Below are 19,522 nucleotides of genomic sequence, written 5' to 3' on the forward strand. Positions count from 1 at the left end.
AAATATGCGTATTGCCGCTTGTATTATCGCTGGACTGGCACTGCTCACCGGCTGTGAGAAAAACCAGGGAGTTGCTCCGGAGCGAATGGCGGATGCCATCTTTGCCGTTATCGAGGCAGACAGGGCCAACTACACCAACAAGGTTGTAAACCGCCTGCAGAACGAGGAGAAAATCCTCGACGCTGATGAGCACTGGCAAGATAAGAAATTGCTACCACTCCCCGCGCAGATGATGCGTATGGGAGCTGAGCGTGTTGCCGAAAATGAGTCTGGCTTTAACTATGCCCTGCTCTCCCTGTGGCCAATCAACAAGCAAAACAAACCGCGCACTGAGATGGAAAAAGAGGGCTTGCAGTACGTAATCGACAACCCAGGGAAAAACTTTTACGGCCGCGAAAAACTAGGTGATACCGAGTACTTCACTGCAGTATATGCGGATGTAGGTGTTTCACCTGCTTGCGTGAGCTGTCACAACGATCACGTAGACAGCCCGCGCACTGACTTTGAGCTGGGCCACACTATGGGTGGTGTTGTTATCCGAATCCCACTCTGATCAGTTAGTCAGTAGATAGCTACGTCCGACTTTCGAGTCGGGCAACTCTCTCACAAAATATTGCCGGCGGATATTAGTCGGTGAGAACTGAGTTTAGAATAATTTAAAAGAGTGGCGGCCGAATTCGTTTCGACCGCTCCCTCTTTTAAGCTGACTGGCTCTACTCCCGCTACTACCTCGCTGAAATCATTCAGACCAGTGGTTACCCGCTGTGGGCCTATTTCCGGGTCAGTCCAGTCTCCATTACGGCCCGCTTTTTCTTGGGCTTCGCTCCGCAAAGCACACCTAGGCATTACTATATTAATGTCAAAGTCCCGCAGAGCAAACCGACCAAGGTGATTGCAATACTGGGAAAACCTGCTAAAAGGTCAGCGCAGTGGATCAATAAGCCCCTGCAATCCCTCTACTTTTATCTCCAGGGCTAATGCCATCAACTGTCCTAGACGCCCCTCTGGAAACCCCTTTTTTGCGAACCAAAGCAGGTACTCCTCAGGCAAATCTATTAAAACCCGGCCCGAGTATTTTCCAAATGGCATTTTGAGTCGAGCCAGTTCTACCAAGTCTTGTTTTTCGAACACCTTAACAACCACCTAAATATCGACAAAAAAAGGGAATGAAACTCCCAATTTGGATTTGTTGCCAGTGCATGCGGACTCTACACTGGCTCCGAAATAGTCGGCCTGCGCCGATTCTTTATACCTCAACCTTCCAGTAACAGAGGTGTCTATGCGTATCAAAGCTATCAAATATCTCAGCTTGGCCGCAGTATTGACTGCAAGCCTTGGAGGTACGGGCTGCGCCAATATGAGTGATACCGACCGCCGAATCGGCACCGGCGTCGGTATAGGCGCAGTAACAGGTGCCTTGATTAGTGGCGGACGCCCCGGTGGCACTGCCGCAGGTGCGGTTATTGGTGCAGGTGCAGGCTACCTCTATGATAGGGAAAGAAAGCGCAGAGATTACTATCGTTATCGCGGTCGCTACTATCGTTATTAATTCGCTGCTGTTTTTAAGTTTTTAATCAGTATGTTGCGGATATCATTGTACTTCGATACTCGCACTACTGAGGCAGGCAGGGAAGCCGACTCCCAATTAAACTGGTTTCTATAAGACAAAATTGACACAATCCTCGCTTTCGTTTTACCACAGCATTCATAACGATATTCAGTAACCATCTCTCAGATAAAGGCATTGCGCTTGAGCAGGAGCAATAAATTTGTGCTGAGTATTTCCTTACTCCAGGAAGCATTCCCAATACCCCCTAAAACCTAAAAGTCAGACCAACGTGCATTGGGTGGCTACCTGATATAGGGTGAGAGGAAATTGAAGATAGGCTTTTCACCTGGCGGAAAACAAAGCCCTTTATGTAATAAGGGCCCTGGAGTATGAATCTTCCAGGTTTTAAATAGAAAACTGTACTTTTTCTCCCTCAAGCAAATATAAGATGAGCCTAACCTAGGGACCTTGCTACGCCCTCTCAATTTTCGCAGGAAAAGCTAGTATATTGATAAGGTCAGTCTGATTCGGGCCTGATACTAGATCTTCCAAGGTGTATTGCTCCAAACAAATAAAAAAACTTTCCATAGCCTCGGCGAACATTATCTTCAACCTACACGCAGGAGTTATGACACATTGATTATTTGTCCCAAAGCATTCTACTAACACGGTATCTTGCTCCAATAATCGAACTAACTCTCCAACATTAATGTCTTCAGGAGCTCGGCTTAGCCGAATGCCACCATATTTACCCCGGGTTGCAATCAAGTAGCCTTTGAGATTCAACTCTTGTACCACCTTCATTAGGTGGTTTTTAGATATTTGGTAGCGCTCAGCAACTTCTCTGATGGTTACTAACTCTCGATCCTGTATAGCAAGGTACATCAACACTCGCAAAGAGTAGTCAGTAAATTGCGTGATCTTCATTGGCAAAGTCCCTCATTGTGAAGCCAAGAATTTTCATCCCTTGAAAATTTAAAGATGCATCTAGTTTACATCATTGAAATTTAGGTGTAAATTGCCATGCAAAAGATGCATCTTATATGCATGTATAGATAAAGGGGTAGAGAATGCTCAGTCTCAAATGCTCGTTCAACCTAGCCCTTAGGCTACGGTTACAGCCGAATGTGCTATTCATGACTGACCCAAAAGCTATTAGAGGCGATTCGAGCGAAAGCGCCCTGATTTCAGAGGCTGCTTTCCTGAATTTAAGGCCGCCAATTAATTCAAGAGGCCAAGCAATGAACATCGACATGTTCGCTTACGGAAACTCTGCCTAGGGGCGGCAGGTTAACAACGATTATTGGCCACTTTTTATTACCCAAATACAAGGTATCGGTCACCTAAAAATCAATGTATTACACGACCAAACATTATTTTGAGAAGCCCATTCTCAATTTGATTTATTCAAGCAACACAAGGAAAAGGAGAGTTTATGTTTTTTCTGTTGCAAGTTAACGCCTCTACTGGAGGTCAACCTCATGAGTTCAACACAGCTAAGCAAGAATGCGAAGAGTCAAGCTTAAAACCTATTAACACTCAATCAGGCATCATAAATCCACTCCGAATAATTACAGACACCCGATGTTTACGATGTTTTGTTTTACAAGCAGCCTAGGGGGATATACGAAAATTAATAGTTTAAATAGCATATTGCTAAAAAAGCCAATTTATATTGGCAAGGATAATTCTGATGAGAACTTACAAATCTCTTTGGTGGACATTGATCGGCGTTTTAGTTGTAACCTTTTCAATACTCGGATATTTTGGCAGTGAAATATATCGGAAGGCACCCCCGATACCTGAGGCATTTGTCTCAGAAAATGGCAAAATACTGACCACTAAAGATAAAATTTTAGATGGCCAAACTTCTTGGCAATCCGTTGGAGGAATGCAACTGGGATCTATTTGGGGGCATGGTGCCTACCAGGCCCCAGACTGGACCGCTGATTGGTTACATCGAGAGCTAATTAATTGGTTATCAATAGCGTCAAAAGCGGAATTTGGTCTCCCATATGAATCTTTATCCAAAAGGGAAAAACACAAACTTCTCTATGATCTTAAATTAGATTATAGAACCAACACCTATAGCAGCGAATCTGGAATTGCCACTTTATCTAAGCGAAGAGTCACAGCTATAGAGCAAACCGCAAAATATTATGATGCACTTTTTGGAGGTGACCCCGCTTTACAGCCAACCCGCGCAAATTACGCAATGAAAGAGGTTACACTGCCCGATGCGGATCGCCGAGCGCGACTTACTGAGTTCTTCTTTTGGACATCCTGGGTAGCTTCAACCGAGCGTTCAACAGGTGGCGCAACCTACACTAACAATTGGCCCCACGAACCATTAATTGATAATAAGCCAACTAGCGAAAATATTATTTGGTCTATTATTAGCGTGGTCTTATTGATTGCCGGTATTGGCGCCCTAGTTTGGGCATGGGCGTTCCTACGCACTGAAGACAAACACCCTACTGCCCCCAAGCAAGATCCAATCAGCACCTTCAAATTAACCCCCTCACAGAAAGCTCTTGGAAAATACTTACTAGCTATAGTAGGAATATTTACTTTCCAAGTTTTCTTGGGTGGTTTTACTGCCCACTATACTGTCGAAGGACAAGGGTTCTATGGGATAGAAACATCGGAGTGGTTTCCATACAGCCTGGTACGCACCTGGCATATACAGGCTGCTCTATTTTGGATAGCTACAGGATTTTTAGCTGCCGGACTATTTCTTGCTCCAATTATCAACGGTGGTAAAGATCCTAAGTTCCAAAAACTTGGTGTTGATATATTGTTTTGGGCATTAATAGCAGTCGTTATTGGATCATTTGTCGGCAATTATCTAGCCATTGCGCAAACTCTGCCACCAGAACTCAGCTTTTGGCTAGGTCATCAAGGATATGAATTTGTAGATCTTGGCAGACTATGGCAAATCGGTAAATTTACCGGCATCGTATTATGGTTGGCATTAATGCTGCGCGGCATTGTTCCAGCATTAAAGCAAAAAGGTGATAAAAACCTGCTAGCCCTGTTTACTGCCTCCGTAATTGCCATAGGATTGTTTTATGGTGCAGGCTTCTTTTATGGCGAGCGCACACACATATCGGTCATGGAGTTTTGGCGCTGGTGGATAGTGCACTTATGGGTAGAAGGTTTCTTTGAAGTTTTTGCTACAACTGCGCTTGCATTTATCTTCTTCAGTATGGGCCTTGTATCTAAACGCATGGCTACTGTGACTTCTCTAGCATCAGCGTCATTATTTCTACTAGGGGGGGTACCGGGAACTTTTCACCACCTATATTTCTCAGGGACGACAACACCAGTTATGGCGGTAGGGGCCACATTTAGTGCGCTCGAAGTGGTCCCACTTATCTTATTGGGTTATGAAGCCTGGGATCACTATAGCTTAAAAAATCGTGCACCCTGGATGGTAAAAATCAAATGGCCTTTGATGTTTTTTGTGGCTGTTGCTTTCTGGAATATGTTAGGAGCAGGCGTACTTGGCTTTACCATTAACCCACCGATAGCGTTATATTATCTTCAGGGCTTAAATACCACGGCCACACATGCCCATGGTGCATTGTTTGGAGTATATGGGTTCTTGGCATTGGGCTTTAGTTTACTCGTTCTTAGATATATTCGTCCCCAGTTTATATTTAGCGAGAAATTAATGAGAACGGCATTCTGGTGGATGAATATAGGTTTGGCTTTAATGTTGTTCACCAGCCTTTTACCTGTCGGTATTATCCAGTTTATGGCGAGCGCTTCAGAAGGCCTTTGGTATGCCCGCAGTGAAACCCTAATGCAAAGTGGAGCGCTAGTTACTCTAAGATGGATACGAACTATTGGTGATGTGGTGTTTATCGTCGGTGCACTGGCTACCACATGGCAAGTAACACAAGGTGTGCTGAACCTAAAGAGGCACAGTTCAGTAGACTATCTATCAGGGCAAACCAAATCAGTTTCTTAATCTACTTATAAACCTATGCAACGTTACTGCGTAACTCAACAGTAACGTTGCATTATTTGCTAACCCCATAATCATAGATGGGCGAATTATAGAAATTCCTGAGACCCCAAAATATCTTTTCGCAGTAATCACCCGTATTAGAGATGTTAAATTTTGACAATTCTCTTAGTAGGGGAAAGTAAATTACCGAATTTTTAATTGAGCCGACCTATGAATATCGGACTTGGCGGGAGTGAAAATTTACAAGTGTTTAATTTTTGTTTTTCCACAGCGTTCACAGCGATATTCAGTAACCAACTTTCCCTGCTTTACGTCAAACTTGCGCTCGGTGACCACTTTCCATTTATGAAAACCTTCCCTGCAAAGGGTGCTGCCCTTGTGCTTTTGCCAAGCGGTTTTTCTTTTGAAAGGAATAACATCTCCCATTAAGCCACCTCTCCTGCGGCATGACCTGAAGCCCAAGCCCATTGAAAATTAAACCCACCGAGCCAGCCGGTTACGTCGAGAACCTCGCCAATAAAATAAAGCCCCTGCCGGGTTTTACATTCCATAGTACGGGAAGAGACCTGTGCAGTATCGACTCCACCTAATGTTACCTCAGCAGTGCGATAACCCTCAGTGCCCGCCGGTACCAATTTCCAGCTTTGTAACTTTTCCCCGGCTTGCTGTAATTCCCCCTCCCCAAACTGTTTTAGGGGGCGGCTGGTAATTTGCGCTCGCTGCAGGAAAAACTGTACTAACTTTTTGCTCCAAACCTCAGCCAAAACGCTGTGCAAGTGGCTATCCGGGCTCTGATGTCGGCGCAGCGGTAACCACTTTGCCAGATTTTTCTCTGGAGCCAAGTCAAATATTACCGTTTGACCTTCTCGCCAGTGGCTGGAAACTTGCAAAACCGCTGGCCCACTCAGCCCCCTGTGAGTGAACAGCATCTGCTCCTGGAAACTACCTTCAGCGCAAGAAGCGGTCACTGATAGAGAGGTGCCGGGCAGGGTACCCTGACGCTCTAATTGCCGTTTATGCTGGGTGAATGGCACTAGCGCTGCTCGAGTTGGGACTACATCAAGCCCAAACTGCTTAGCGATCTCATATCCAAACCCGCTCGCCCCCATGGTGGGAATAGAAAGGCCTCCAGTAGCCACGACCAAGGATTCACAGGTAACCGTCCCCATACTGGTTTCGACCTTATACCCCTGCCCCAAAGCTCGAATTTGAGTAATGCTACAGCGCGTGCGGATCTGTGCCTTAGCCGCACGGCATTCCGCTAGTAACAAGTCGACAATATCCCTTGATTTATTGTCGCAAAAGAGCTGACCGAGAGTTTTTTCGTGATAGGCAACCCCGTGCTTTTCCACCAATGCAATAAAGTCCCACTGGCTATAGCGAGCCAAGGCGGACTTACAGAAATGGGGGTTGTTACTGTAGAAGTTCTCTGCACTGGTGTAGAGATTGGTAAAGTTGCAACGGCCACCACCAGACATCAGGATTTTCTTTCCGACTTTGTTGGCGTGGTCCAGGACCAACACGTTGCGCCCGCGCTGGCCCGCTGTAGCCGCGCACATTAGTCCAGCTGCCCCAGCGCCAATGACCAATACATCGACGCTTTCAGGTAGCTGGCTGGTAGAAACCTCTGTCATAGGTAGGAAATAGTACTGCAGTAAGACCGGTGATCAGGTGCGAGGCAAGGTAACGCCGCGCTGGCCCTGGTATTTGCCACCACGATCGGCATAGGACACATCACAAACTTCATCGGATTCGAAGAACAGCATCTGTGCCACACCCTCGTTGGCATAGATCTTCGCAGGCAAGTTAGTGGTATTTGAGAACTCCAAAGTCACATGACCTTCCCACTCCGGCTCCAGTGGCGTCACATTGACGATAATGCCGCAACGGGCATAAGTGGATTTCCCCAGGCAAACCGTCAATACAGAGCGCGGGATACGGAAATACTCCACTGTACGCGCCAGGGCAAAGGAGTTTGGCGGAATAATGCAGTGGTCGCCTTCAACATCCACAAAGCTGTTTTCATCGAAGGTCTTGGGGTCAACTGTCGCTGAGTGAACATTGGTGAAAATCTTAAATTCACGAGCACAGCGAACATCGTAGCCATAGCTGGAGGTGCCATAGGAGATGAGTCGATCGCCATTATCGTTATGACGCACCTGACCGGCCTCAAAAGGCTCAATCATACCGTGCTGCTCTGCCATGCGGCGAATCCACTTGTCGGACTTGATACTCACTCCGTCCCCCCTGAATAGAATAATTAGTGCTCAATTAAAGAGGCGGAATCATAGCCGGTTTAGGCTGTGCAAAAAAGTGCCTATCCAAGGAATTCTCACTTGTTGCCACTGGACAGATACTGTATAAATTAACAGCGCTACTGTATGCACATACAGTTTAAGGCGAAGATAGTGGCCAGATCGGACTAAAATTCAGTGGTGGAATCGTGGGCAGCGCAGAAAACTTCATAGAAAACAATCAGTTAGACCGCCAGGCAAAACACCAGAAACTGGCACAGCTACTCACCAGAGCCGATATCTGGCAAGCAGCGAATGAACCCCGACGACAGCGAAACGGCATCGCCAGTGGTTATCCAAGCCTCGATGCCCTCCTAGCGAACCACGGCTGGCCAAGAGGGGCCACTACTGAGCTACTCATGGACCAGATGGGTATCGGTGAACTCACCCTGATACTTCCGGCCCTGGCAAATCTCACTCAGAGGGGGCAAATGATCATACTGGTCAATCCACCCCATATCCCCTATGCGCCCTCATTGGCCAACAGTGGTATCCGCCTTGAGAACCTGCTGATCCTGCACCCCCGAGGCCCCAAGGATACTCTCTGGGCGATCGAGCAGTCCCTACAATCCGGAAGCTGTGGTGCCTTACTCAGCTGGCAGGGGCGGCAATCCCAGAAGCATAAAGATCTTCGTCGCCTGCAACTCGCTGCCCGCAATGGGGACTGTCTGCACTTCCACTTTCGCCCTCAGTGTGAATCAGCAAACCCCTCACCCGCGAGCTTGCGCATACAGCTCACTCCCAGGGAAGGAGAGCTGGCACTAAGGCTTTTAAAGCAATTGGGTGGAAATTCAGGCCAGAACCTCTATTTGGCAAGAGCAGCAAAACTGGTCCGACGGGACCAACCAATGCACTGAACGGTTCCGAGGGATAGCTCCATGCTCTGGCTTTGTATTCAATTCCCCAGGCTTCCGTTAGAAGTTCTGACCCGCGCTCAGCAACAAGGAGAAGAGGCTCTACCCCAAGTTGTGGTTGAAAAACAGTTGGTGATTGATAGAAACCCAGCGGCATCCCAATGCGGCGTCGAGACCGGGCTCAGTATTGCCACTGCGTCTGCTCTCTGTGCAGACTTACAGCTGCTACAACGCGATTCCCAGCGGGAACAACAAGAGTTACAGCAGCTGGCCCAGTGGGCATACAGCTTTACACCACTTGTATCACCTCAGTCCGCAGGGCTTTTGAGTAATGGCGAGAGCACTCCCGCCCACCTCTATCTGGAACTGAGTGGCTGCCTAAAAGCCAGCGGTGGCTTCAAGGCATTGATACAACAGCTGAGCGATGAGCTTGAACAGATGGGGATCTACAGCCTGATGGGCCTCGGCCACAGTCCCAGTGCAGCTCATATGCTAAGCCAACTGACCGAACACCGGCACTGGCTTGCGCAATCAGATTCTCCGCCCAGCCCTCAGCAGTGGAGACAGTGGATTAGCTTTGCCCCATCCAAGCTCCTTAATTGCGACAACAAAACTATTTCCAAGCTCTACGCATGTGGTATCAAGCGAGTAAGCCAGCTGCTCGCTATTCCACTCTCTGAGGTAGGCTCTCGTTTTGGTCGCCCATTTGTGGACTACCTGGCACGCCTGAACGGAACTCGCCAAGATCCAGTCTGTAGTTATCAGCCCCCAGCACAATTCCGCAGCGAGCTATTTTTCCCCAGCCCCTTGGATAATAGCGAACAGCTGCTATTTCCTATCGGTCGCCTACTAAGGGAATTATGCTTCCAGTTGCAGCGACGCCAGCTCTACACACAACAGTTAAATTGGCATATGGATTTCGGCCAAAATAAATCTCAGGAAATAACCGTAGAACTCTCCACTCCGCAGTTGGACCCTCAACGCCTAATAGCACTAACCAAGCTGCAAATGGAAAGAGTAACTCTTGATCAGCCAGTGCAGTCCATCAGCTTAAATTGCAAGCATTTACTCCCCTTAGAGCAGGGATCACTGGATGAAGATTTATTTGGTGAAGGCAGCCAACATAAACGCAATCAACAGCTATTAGACAAATTAAAAGCCCGCCTCGGTCATCAAGCACTCTCGGGAATTGCCCTAAAAGAAAGCTACCTACCAGAGCAGGCCTGGCAAAATACAGATACCCTGATAATTAAAAGTAACGCTAAGGGACAGCAAATTAAGCCCATCCAAGCACCGCGCCCCAACTGGCTATTAGCTCGTCCAACCAAACTGGAAAGTAGCGAGCACAAGTTATTTTATCAGGGAGAGCTACAACTATTACAGGGGCCAGAGCGAATTGATGGCTATTGGTGGCAGCACGGGCGTCATGGGCGGGATTACTATATCGCAAGAAATAAAAGAGATGAGCTCTACTGGGTCTTTCAGGATCTTACAACCGAAGAGTGGTTTTTACATGGCGTTTATAGCTAAGCCTAAACCCCTTTCTTAATACTGATCTTCACCAAAACCCAAATCCCATCACAATCAACAGATAGACGCCGAGAGAATCAGCATGAGGTACGCCGAACTCTTTTGTCAAAGCAACTTTTCTTTTCTGCAGGGGGCATCGCATCCGCAGGAATTAGTCCAAACTGCTTACAACCTGCAATATACAGCCCTTGCTATCACCGATGAATGCTCCCTTTCCGGAGCTGTTAGAGCCTATAAAGAACTTGAAACCATCAAGTCTACAGACTCTAAAAATCCCGAGTTTAAACTAATTTTTGGCAGTTATTTCCGGCTCCATAACAACATAGAAATAATTCTACTGGCTCCGGACAAAACTGCCTACAGCGAGCTATGCCAGTTAATTTCAAAATCACGCTTAAGGGCGGAAAAAGGAACCTACATTACTTATCAAAGTGACTTGGTAGAGCTATGCAAAAACCTAATTGCCATCTGGATTCCAAATTTCATTAAGATAGAAATACCTGAAGAAATCAAGAAAACCTTCAGCGAACGGTTTTACATTGCCATCAACAACCACCTACACGCAGAGGAAAGCCTTAAGTCCAATATAATTACTGAGCTTGCAAGAAGAGAGAATATTTCCTTGGTTGCAACCAATCATGTGTTGATGCACTGCTATAGCCGAAAGCCATTACAAGATGTACTCAACGCAAATTATCATAACTGTACCCTGGATAATCTAGGGTATCGTATTGAGCAAAATGCTGAACGTTACCTTCGCAGCTTAGGTGATATCCAGTCGTTACACTCCAAAGAGTCTATAGACAATACCAACCTTATTGCCAAACAGTGTACTTTTTGCTTGAGCGAACTCAGTTACGAATACCCATCAGAAGTTATCCCTCAAGAAAGTAATGCGAGCAGCTATTTAAAAAAGCTAGTACAAATAGGAAGGGCTGCTCGCTGGCCACAGGGTCCTGAAAAGAGAATTGATGAGATTATCAATAAAGAACTCGCAATAATAGCAGAACTGCAGTATGAGCATTACTTTCTAACCATTTACGATATAGTCCAGTTTGCCCGGGAAAATCATATCTTGTACCAGGGCCGTGGCTCCGCAGCCAATTCAGTAGTTTGCTACTGCCTATTCATCACAGAGATAGATCCTCATAAAATTGGATTGCTATTTGAACGGTTTATCTCACGGGAACGCAATGAACCCCCAGATATTGATGTAGACTTTGAGCACGAACGACGTGAAGAAGTTATTCAGTATATTTACACAAAATATAGCCGCAAAAGAGCTGGACTTACCGCTAGTAAGATCACCTACCGCTTTAAAAGTGCCGTAAGGGATATCGGCAAAGCCCTTGGTATCAACGCTGCCACAATAGAACAACTTATTGCTGAACGCGCCTGGTGGGACACTCTAGATAGCTTCCCCCAACAGATGCAGAAAGTGGGAATAGATCCGAGCAGCGCAATAGGAAAAATGTTCCCACAGTTACTGCAGCAAATATATGGTTTTCCAAGACATCTATCGCAACATGTGGGCGGTTTTGTTATTACAGAACAACCATTGCACCAGCTGGTTCCTATTGAAAATGCCGCTATGGAGGATCGCACCCTAATCCAATGGGACAAAGAGGATATTGAAGATTTAAAACTAATGAAGGTCGATGTGCTCGCGCTGGGTATGCTGACTGCACTGCGTAAATCCCTGAACTATATTGCTCTATACGGCCCCAAATTGCGTTTGCAAGATATTCCCGCCGAAGATCCACAGGTCTACGAAATGATGTGCAAGGCCGATACCGTTGGAGTCTTTCAAATTGAATCTCGCGCTCAAATGAGCATGCTGCCAAGATTACAACCTCGAAATTTTTATGAGCTTACTATAGAAATCGCCATTGTCCGCCCTGGGCCAATTCAAGGCGGCATGGTACACCCCTATTTGAAACGCAAGCAGGGGTTGGAGACCGTGCGCTACCCTCATAACAGTTTACGCCCAGTGCTTGAGCGCACTCTCGGTGTTCCTATATTTCAAGAACAAGTTATTCAACTTTCGATGGTCGCAGCAGGGTTTAGCGGCGGTGAAGCGGATGAGCTTCGCCGAGCCATGGCCAGCTGGGGAAAAAATGGGGACTTGTATAAATTCAGGGATAAGCTTGTGCGGGGAATGCAAAGTAATGGCTATAGGGAAAGTTTTGCTGAGCAGCTCTTCAACCAGATGAAGGGGTTCGGCTCCTATGGCTTCCCCGAATCTCACTCTGCAAGCTTTGCGCTTTTAGCCTATTTTTCTGCCTGGATTAAATATCATCATCCAGCGGCCTTTTACTGTGGGCTACTCAACAGTCAGCCGATGGGGTTCTATGCGCCGGCACAGCTAGTTTATGATGCTCAACGCCACGGAGTTAAGGTTTTGCCTATTGATGTACTTTATAGCTATTGGGATCACAGCTTAGAGATACAAGAGCTCTCTTCACCTCAACAAAGAGCCTCATCGAAAAATTACGATACTAAAGGAAAATCAGCAGTTAATACGCCGGCAGTGCCGTTCAGGGAAAATTCAGCATTCAACAATAAAACTCCCGCTTTACGCCTGGGCATGCGTCTAATTAAAGGGCTAAAAGAAACTACAGAGAAAGCTATCCTAAAGCTTAGAGCGGATGCAAAAGTCCAATCTTTAAAACAATTTCAAGAACTTTCAAAGCTAAACCATGAGCAGCTTTCCTGCCTTACTAAGGCTAATGCATTTATCAGCTTGACTCGAAATCGCCATAACGACAATTGGACTTCTATAGAAACCGATCACAGCAAGCCACAGACAAAATTTTTAACGCGAAATAATATAAAAGACAGTAGCGACATTGACTATAGCAGTACAGGACTAACTCTAGGCGAACATCCTGTCGCACTACTAAGAAGGCAAAAGAAATTTCAGAAATATACTAAGGCAAAGGACCTTACCTACCGTCTTGATCAAGAAAAGATTGACATCATTGGACTGGTAACTTGCCGACAACGGCCCGGAAGCGCATCTGGAGTGATGTTTTTAACCCTGGAAGATGAAACAGGCTGCATAAATGTAGTGATTTATGAGGCCTATCAAACCTTATATAAAGCAGAGATTATCCATGGAGGCATATTGATTGTTCATGGGGAGCTACAAATCTCTAAAGAGGCCAATAACAACAGCTATAAGACCACCCATATCATCGCCAGAAGAATATCAAGTATCAGTGGGAAAAATTACCAGAAGGCAAGAAATTTTCATTAAAAAATACCCCTAAAGATGCCCCAGTGTTTTATCAAGTAATTTTTAATCACGCAGCTACACTTCATTCAGTGACGAGAACAGAAAGAGGCGCTTGAGGCCTGCCGACTCGCAGCTAAACTAAAAAGCTTCGTTCAATTTTAACCCTATATAGGAATATTCTACTGAAAGGCCAGTAACACTATGAAAAGCATGTTGCAGAAATTAAAAACCTATCAAACTTCAAAAAATGAAGTAAACACGGAATGAACCTCTCTACTTTCATTATCACTATCACAAAAAATGTCCCTCCAATTTTACAGGCCACCCGAAACATTCCCAATAACAAAACTTGAGATAATGCGGCCATGAAGGCAATAAAGTCACTTATAGCAATAAATAATCACCCTAACTATGGAAGAATTAAGTTCTCAGCAAACTACAAGCTAATTAAAGAGACATACAAGTATATCGTTAGACGATCTACCAACTCATTTATTTAGGTCAGGCAAATGGTGGGGATTTACACAAGCACCTTAGATTGCTTCAAAGCCCTATCGCAAGTGCTACGGCAAGTATGATCGACGCAGAAAGACCAAAATAGGGCGAGCATAGATGATCGACCAGCTGTTGTGGACCGAATGAATCGAATAGGTGACCAACAAAATGATACCGTTATAGGCAAGGAGTATGGTAGAGCTTTACTGTCAATGGTTAAGGGTAAGACCTTACTTACTGTTATTATTAGATTAATACAAGCCTGATGACTGAAGCAGCAGCCATTCATATCGTGAATTTAAAAGATAAAATCAAAACAATTGCCTTCGGCAATAGCCTTGAATTCGCCGAGTATGAAAAAACAGCAAAAGACATAGAAGCTGACATTTATTTTGCTCACCCATGTTCATCTTGAGAAAGAGGGATCAATGAAAATACTAACGGTCTCATTCGAAAGTATTTCTCAAAGGATACCGGTTTTTACAAAGTAACAGGCCAGCAGGTTCAATTTGTAATGGACCACCTAAATAGGCGACCAGGAGCGAATCAGGATGGAAGGTTACTGAATAAGTTACTTATGGGACTGCAAGATGATCTGCTTGCGGCATAAAAGGATTGCACTTAATACTTGAAACCAAGCCAAATAGACTTTGCTTTATTCTCTGAATATATCTAGGAATTTTCTTTTTCAACCCTAAGCCCTCTTTCCAAATTGACAGTATGAAACTAGCCAAAAAATAATAGCCACACTATAGTTTGGAGCACCTAAAATTAGGTCCCTAACAAAACTACTAAAAGAAAAGCTAGAGATGCTACTCCCCAAAATAGCCCATTAACGTTACACACATAAAATCCTACTTATTAACGATAGAGGTAAGATATTCCCATTTAAATTCTACCCTAGATTTTCACAATAACCGATTGCATGACGCTAACGAAGGAAACCAGATGGCTACAGGCTGGTCAGCTTCCACAAACAATCCAGGGAGCTCATACCAACCACTCCTGAAAGAACGATACTAGATCAAAGCCCTCAATTAGGGAGGGCTATTCAACCTGAGTCCTTGTGCTGAGGCTCAATTATCCTACGGAAAACAAAACCCCAGTAATCCCTACATTCATAAGCACCCCTTGATCCCTGATGAAAATTGAGAATCAGGCCCAGAGGGCGGTAACGCTACCTATCGGTAAGACCGCCAGCTCACAACTCTGGTAGTCCATACTACCACTTGCTGTACGAGCCCGTATCAAAGGTGAGCAAGGTATCCAAGCGCCCCCTCAAGCCTAATCAGATGCCATTCAAAATGCGTTACCTTCAACAATGGTGAAGAGTTTGCAGGACACAAATCAACAAATTGAGCATTCAGGCATAAAACCCATTTTGCAAAGTCTTATCATTCCTGGGAGCGAGACCTTAACGAAAACAGAAATGGGGTTCTAAGACGATTCATACAAAAGGCATAGTGATCGCCATACTTTCAAAGAAGGAGTTTATTGAAGTTTTGGGTGACACAAGCGTGAGTCACTTATTCTGGGAATCTAGCCACTATACATAATACAATTTAAGCTCCAAGCTTTACCACAACTAGCAGAGAAACAGTGCAGCTTTACTAAAACCCCGCCCGTCCCAAAAGGTTAAGGTAAGCGGTCATTCCCTCCCCTTTCACAGCATCCAAAGTATCAGAGTTCCCAAGCCACACAAAAATTTCTGACTCCTCATTTACTGCAATAAAGCCTGCAGATCCCGGCATGTACCCTTCTTTTACATTAAATCTCCGACCATTCTGTGACTGAAATAAGTAGAATGCAGCCCCATAGCAACTACGAATCTTTTTAATATCACATTTAGCACCAATCTCTCGCTGTTCCCAGTGTAGAAATCCGGGGAGCTTTTTATCTAAAATACTGCTCAAAAGAAGCGCATAAGCAGAAGCGCTACCGGTCATACCTGCAGTAGCAGAAACAGCTCCATAATCAAATCGGGGTAGATAGGATTCTCCATAAAAACTATTATATCGATAGTCATGCCACACCTCGTCTGCTTCATTAAGGTTCCCGGCAAATAGAATCCCTCGATTTTTCAACTCAAATAATTGTTCTACCGTCTCTCTATACCCACGCTGATAAACTTCAGAAAGTACTTCGCCTAACACGCAATAACCAAGGTTAGAATAACTTGTCTCTTCTAGTGCCCTTTCCGACAAGCGAACATTTACTATATTCGACATATTATATGGACACCATAAGGATTCACGCTTACCAAAAGCTTTCCCTTTTAAACCGGATTGATGGGCCATTAGATGTTTGACTTTTATTCTTCCCAGCTTGGAATTACCTATTTCATTCTCTATGTTGAGTAATTCTACAAGAGGCGTATCAAGGGAAAAAAGCCCCTCTTGTACTGATAGCAATATGGATGCAGAGGTTATGGGTTTTGTCATGCTTCCATAACGGAACCGAGTCTCTTGATTCACTGACTCAGAAACAAAGGGGCTATCACTCCATCCAACCTCACAATGATGTAATTGCCCTACCCTATCTATAAATGCAATTTGAGAGGACAAGGCCCTAGGCTCCCACACACTTCGACGAATCACCTTATCCATCCAATCAGGGGCTGCATCGTTACAGCGTGTAGAGATTAAAGAGAAAGATGCAGAGAGTGGATAAATTTTACGCAGGATATTTTTGTAATCCAGTATCCAGGCATTTGCTCCAGCACCACACAATAGAAGCACGGTTATCCAAAATAATATCTTAACCCTGGAAAAATTGTACTTACCCATCTAAGCACCTGATTCATTACCAAAAAACAAACTATACCCCATAAAAAAAGGCACCCCATGGTGCCTTTTTATACTTCAATGCTAATTAGCTTAGCTGGTACTGTCATCAGAGGAGTCGTCTTCAGCAGCGGCACAACCAGAGGGTACGTAAGCTTCGCTAACGTCACCAACAGTAGTAGCACAGCTCCAAGCACCAGCACTGTCACGAGACCAAGTCAAAGTTTGTGAGTGAAGCGCAGAAGCAGCGTTAGCACCAAAAGTTGCTGCGATGGTGACGGGATCTCCTGTCAGATCAACGCTCAGACCAGCTTGAATCTCTTCACCAGCACCCATCAAGTTGCTGCTGGTCCAACCCAGATCACATTCGCCAGCATCCTCACCGATGGTAGTACGACCATCCAGAAGGCAAGTTTCAACTGCAGTTTTCAAAGATGCAGTTTCAGTCATTACGCGGCTTACCTGGGACTTGGCCACGTAGTTTTGGTACTGCGGGATCGCTACCGCAGCGAGAATGCCAATGATCGCTACCACGATCATCAATTCAATAAGAGTAAAACCCTGTTGCTTTTTCATTGTAACCGTCTCCATACAGACTTTAGATATTGAATCCCGCTAGGGAGAGCATCCCGTGAGGAAGTCGACAACAAAGATACAAGGTTTATGCCAACTCTGGCAAGACATACGATGGTGCAGGCTTTATTAATGCGACCAATAGCACAGACAAGCTATTAAGGAGGAAAAGCCAAAACTAAAGCCGACAACATCGAATGCTAACTGACAAAAAATGTCAGAATTGGTCGAACTGAGATTCTCCACTAGGCGAGATCTATTGAGAAATATGACTATTTGGCTCCTGGCATCTTATTCGCTATATTGCAATCTTTATATAGCAGCCAACTAAAACCCACAATCATATAGCTGCAGACATAAGCCGATCTTATGGCGACATACACTATCAACGACTCTTTTCGTGAGCAATTTCCAGCATGAGCACCTCCCCTTTAAGCGGCCTTGCCAAAAAATTGGTGGCAGACAATATTCTCGATGAGACAACAGCCCTGTCGGCCCTAAAGACAGCACAAAGGGCCAGGCAGACTTTTGCTCAGCATGTAATAGAATCCAAATTCATCAAGAGTAAAGAACTCGCCCTTATAGCATCACAGGCCTTTGGTACTCCTCTAATGGATCTCGGCAGCTTTAATTTTGAGCTGCTTCCCAGGGATGTTCTGGATGAAAAACTGATCAATAAACATTTTGCCTTACCTCTCTACAAAAGGGGAAACCGGCTTTTTATTGCTGTTGCAGACCCCACCAATCTAGCCGGCCTGGATGAAATCAACTTTAACACTGGCCTGAATACCGATGCTGTTCTGGTGGAGGCTGATAAACTTAGTAAAGCAATAGAGAGCTACCTTTCCAATGGTGAGGATATTGGAGCCGGCCTTGAAGGTATAGATGATGGAGAACTCGAAGCCTTAGATGTTGGCAACAGTGAAGATAACCAGGACAATGACGATGCTCCAGGAGGCGATGAAGCCCCGGTAGTCCGCTTTGTCAATAAAGTACTGCTTGATGCCATTCGTACCGGTGCATCTGATATTCACTTTGAACCCTACGAGAAATCGTATCGTGTGCGGCTGCGTACCGATGGGGTTCTCCACGAGGTAGCCAAACCGCCGATTCAGCTAGCGCCCCGCATTTCTGCACGTCTAAAAGTAATGTCGAAAATGGATATCTCCGAACGACGCGTACCGCAGGATGGCCGTATCAAAATGAAGCTGTCTAAAACTAAGGCCATTGACTTCCGAGTGAACAGCCTCCCAACGCTATGGGGAGAGAAAATTGTACTGCGTATCCTGGATCCATCGTCAGCCAAACTAGGGATTGATGCTCTAGGCTATGAAGATGAGCAAAAAAAGATCTATATGGATGCACTTGCTCAACCGCAGGGAATGATTCTAGTTACAGGCCCTACAGGATCAGGAAAAACAGTATCACTCTATACAGGCCTGAATATTCTCAATACGCCAGAACGCAATATATCAACCGCCGAGGACCCCGTAGAAATCAACCTGGAAGGCATCAACCAGGTTAACGTATCTTCCAAGGTAGGACTGGACTTCGCTGAAGCCCTTCGCTCTTTCTTACGACAGGACCCGGATATCGTCATGGTGGGGGAAATTCGAGATCTGGAGACAGCTGAAATCGCAATCAAGGCCGCACAAACCGGCCACTTGGTTCTTTCCACTCTCCACACAAACTCTGCACCTGAAACTCTCACCCGCCTTATGAATATGGGAGTACCCAGCTTCAATATTGCAACCTCTGTTAGCGTTATTATTGCCCAGCGTCTGGCGAGACGACTGTGTGGTGAATGTAAAAAACCAACGTCTCTGCCGATTGAGGTATTGAAAGCCGAAGGCTTTGAAGCGGTGACTATTCCTGAAAAAGAGTGGACAATATTTCAGCCTGTTGGTTGCGAGCACTGCTCCAAAGGGTATAAAGGGCGTGTTGGCGTGTATGAAGTGGTTCGCATCACCGATGGCATAGCAAGAATTATAATGGAAGGAGGCAATTCAATTCAGATCGCTGACCAGGCAAAAACAGAGGGGTTTAATAACCTGAGGGTGTCCGCACTACGCAAGGTTGTTATGGGAGTAACCAGCCTAGAGGAAGCTAACAGGGTTACCAAAGATTAAGTAAGCCCAAACTAACTTCTAGCGATGGCTGAGTGAGATAGCAATCTAACACCTTCAAAAGCTGTTTATGCATCGTTTTCAGCGACCCAAGCACCAAATGG

General features: G+C 45.4%; 14 protein-coding genes and 1 pseudogene. 8 read left to right on the forward strand and 7 right to left on the reverse strand.

What is annotated here, in order from left to right:
* Positions 1-4: 4 nt before the first annotated feature.
* A complete protein-coding gene (locus tag ACJJI1_RS02385; protein ID WP_282933830.1) occupies positions 5-553 on the forward strand; it encodes a Tll0287-like domain-containing protein in 549 nt (182 codons plus the stop codon).
* A 368-nt stretch (positions 554-921) separates the two neighbouring features.
* Here the strand turns inward: ACJJI1_RS02385 and ACJJI1_RS02390 are convergent, their stop codons facing one another.
* Positions 922-1,131, reverse strand: coding sequence for a DUF3820 family protein (locus ACJJI1_RS02390; RefSeq protein ID WP_282933831.1), 210 nt, complete (start codon positions 1,129-1,131; stop codon positions 922-924).
* A gap of 148 nt (positions 1,132-1,279) precedes the next feature.
* On the opposite strand from ACJJI1_RS02390, the gene ACJJI1_RS02395 reads away from it, so the two are divergent.
* On the forward strand, positions 1,280-1,549 hold the full coding sequence (locus ACJJI1_RS02395; protein WP_108734168.1) for a YMGG-like glycine zipper-containing protein: 270 nt from the start codon (positions 1,280-1,282) through the stop codon (positions 1,547-1,549).
* Positions 1,550-2,020: 471 nt separating this feature from the next.
* Here ACJJI1_RS02395 and ACJJI1_RS02400 read toward each other — a convergent pair whose 3' ends face one another.
* Positions 2,021-2,476, reverse strand: coding sequence for an RrF2 family transcriptional regulator (locus ACJJI1_RS02400; RefSeq protein WP_444911363.1), 456 nt, complete (start codon positions 2,474-2,476; stop codon positions 2,021-2,023).
* A 766-nt stretch (positions 2,477-3,242) separates the two neighbouring features.
* Here ACJJI1_RS02400 and ACJJI1_RS02405 point away from each other — a divergent pair.
* Complete coding sequence (locus ACJJI1_RS02405; protein ID WP_444958440.1) at positions 3,243-5,525, forward strand: nitric-oxide reductase large subunit; 2,283 nt, start codon at positions 3,243-3,245, stop codon at positions 5,523-5,525.
* A 240-nt stretch (positions 5,526-5,765) separates the two neighbouring features.
* On the opposite strand, the gene ACJJI1_RS02410 is transcribed toward ACJJI1_RS02405, so the two are convergent.
* The 3 genes from ACJJI1_RS02410 to dcd are packed head-to-tail and all read right to left on the reverse strand — an operon-like array spanning position 5,766 to position 7,762.
* A complete protein-coding gene (locus tag ACJJI1_RS02410; protein ID WP_413662993.1) occupies positions 5,766-5,951 on the reverse strand; it encodes a hypothetical protein in 186 nt (61 codons plus the stop codon).
* Entirely contained in the window at positions 5,951-7,159 is a 1,209-nt protein-coding gene (locus ACJJI1_RS02415) for a BaiN/RdsA family NAD(P)/FAD-dependent oxidoreductase (RefSeq protein ID WP_413662994.1), read from the reverse strand. The genes ACJJI1_RS02410 and ACJJI1_RS02415 overlap by 1 nt, the downstream gene beginning before the upstream one ends.
* A 33-nt stretch (positions 7,160-7,192) precedes the next feature.
* On the reverse strand, positions 7,193-7,762 hold the full coding sequence (dcd, locus tag ACJJI1_RS02420; protein WP_282933840.1) for a dCTP deaminase: 570 nt from the start codon (positions 7,760-7,762) through the stop codon (positions 7,193-7,195).
* A 206-nt stretch (positions 7,763-7,968) separates the two neighbouring features.
* Here dcd and imuA point away from each other — a divergent pair, with 206 nt between their 5' ends.
* The 4 genes and pseudogenes from imuA to ACJJI1_RS02440 form a co-directional block, all read left to right on the forward strand.
* A complete protein-coding gene (imuA, locus tag ACJJI1_RS02425; RefSeq protein ID WP_444911365.1) occupies positions 7,969-8,676 on the forward strand; it encodes a translesion DNA synthesis-associated protein ImuA in 708 nt (235 codons plus the stop codon).
* A gap of 21 nt (positions 8,677-8,697) precedes the next feature.
* A complete protein-coding gene (locus tag ACJJI1_RS02430; protein ID WP_413662996.1) occupies positions 8,698-10,203 on the forward strand; it encodes a Y-family DNA polymerase in 1,506 nt (501 codons plus the stop codon).
* A gap of 82 nt (positions 10,204-10,285) precedes the next feature.
* Positions 10,286-13,462: an error-prone DNA polymerase gene (locus ACJJI1_RS02435; RefSeq protein ID WP_444958441.1), complete on the forward strand. Its 3,177-nt coding sequence runs from the start codon at positions 10,286-10,288 to the stop codon at positions 13,460-13,462.
* Positions 13,463-13,846: 384 nt separating this feature from the next.
* Positions 13,847-14,546 (forward strand): annotated as a pseudogene (locus tag ACJJI1_RS02440) (IS30 family transposase); the annotation flags it as partial.
* Positions 14,547-15,546: 1,000 nt separating this feature from the next.
* On the opposite strand, the gene ACJJI1_RS02445 reads toward ACJJI1_RS02440, so the two are convergent.
* Both ACJJI1_RS02445 and ACJJI1_RS02450 read right to left on the reverse strand, forming a co-directional pair.
* Complete coding sequence (locus tag ACJJI1_RS02445; RefSeq protein WP_444958442.1) at positions 15,547-16,722, reverse strand: serine hydrolase domain-containing protein; 1,176 nt, start codon at positions 16,720-16,722, stop codon at positions 15,547-15,549.
* A 90-nt stretch (positions 16,723-16,812) separates the two neighbouring features.
* On the reverse strand, positions 16,813-17,295 hold the full coding sequence (locus tag ACJJI1_RS02450; RefSeq protein WP_444958443.1) for a pilin: 483 nt from the start codon (positions 17,293-17,295) through the stop codon (positions 16,813-16,815).
* A 413-nt stretch (positions 17,296-17,708) separates the two neighbouring features.
* Here ACJJI1_RS02450 and pilB point away from each other — a divergent pair, with 413 nt between their 5' ends.
* Positions 17,709-19,421 (forward strand): type IV-A pilus assembly ATPase PilB, encoded by a 1,713-nt coding sequence (pilB, locus tag ACJJI1_RS02455; RefSeq protein ID WP_444958444.1) that lies wholly within the window; start codon positions 17,709-17,711, stop codon positions 19,419-19,421.
* The last annotated feature ends 101 nt before the right edge of the window (positions 19,422-19,522 follow it).

Source organism: Microbulbifer maximicatervae (SeqCode), from assembly GCF_052467065.1.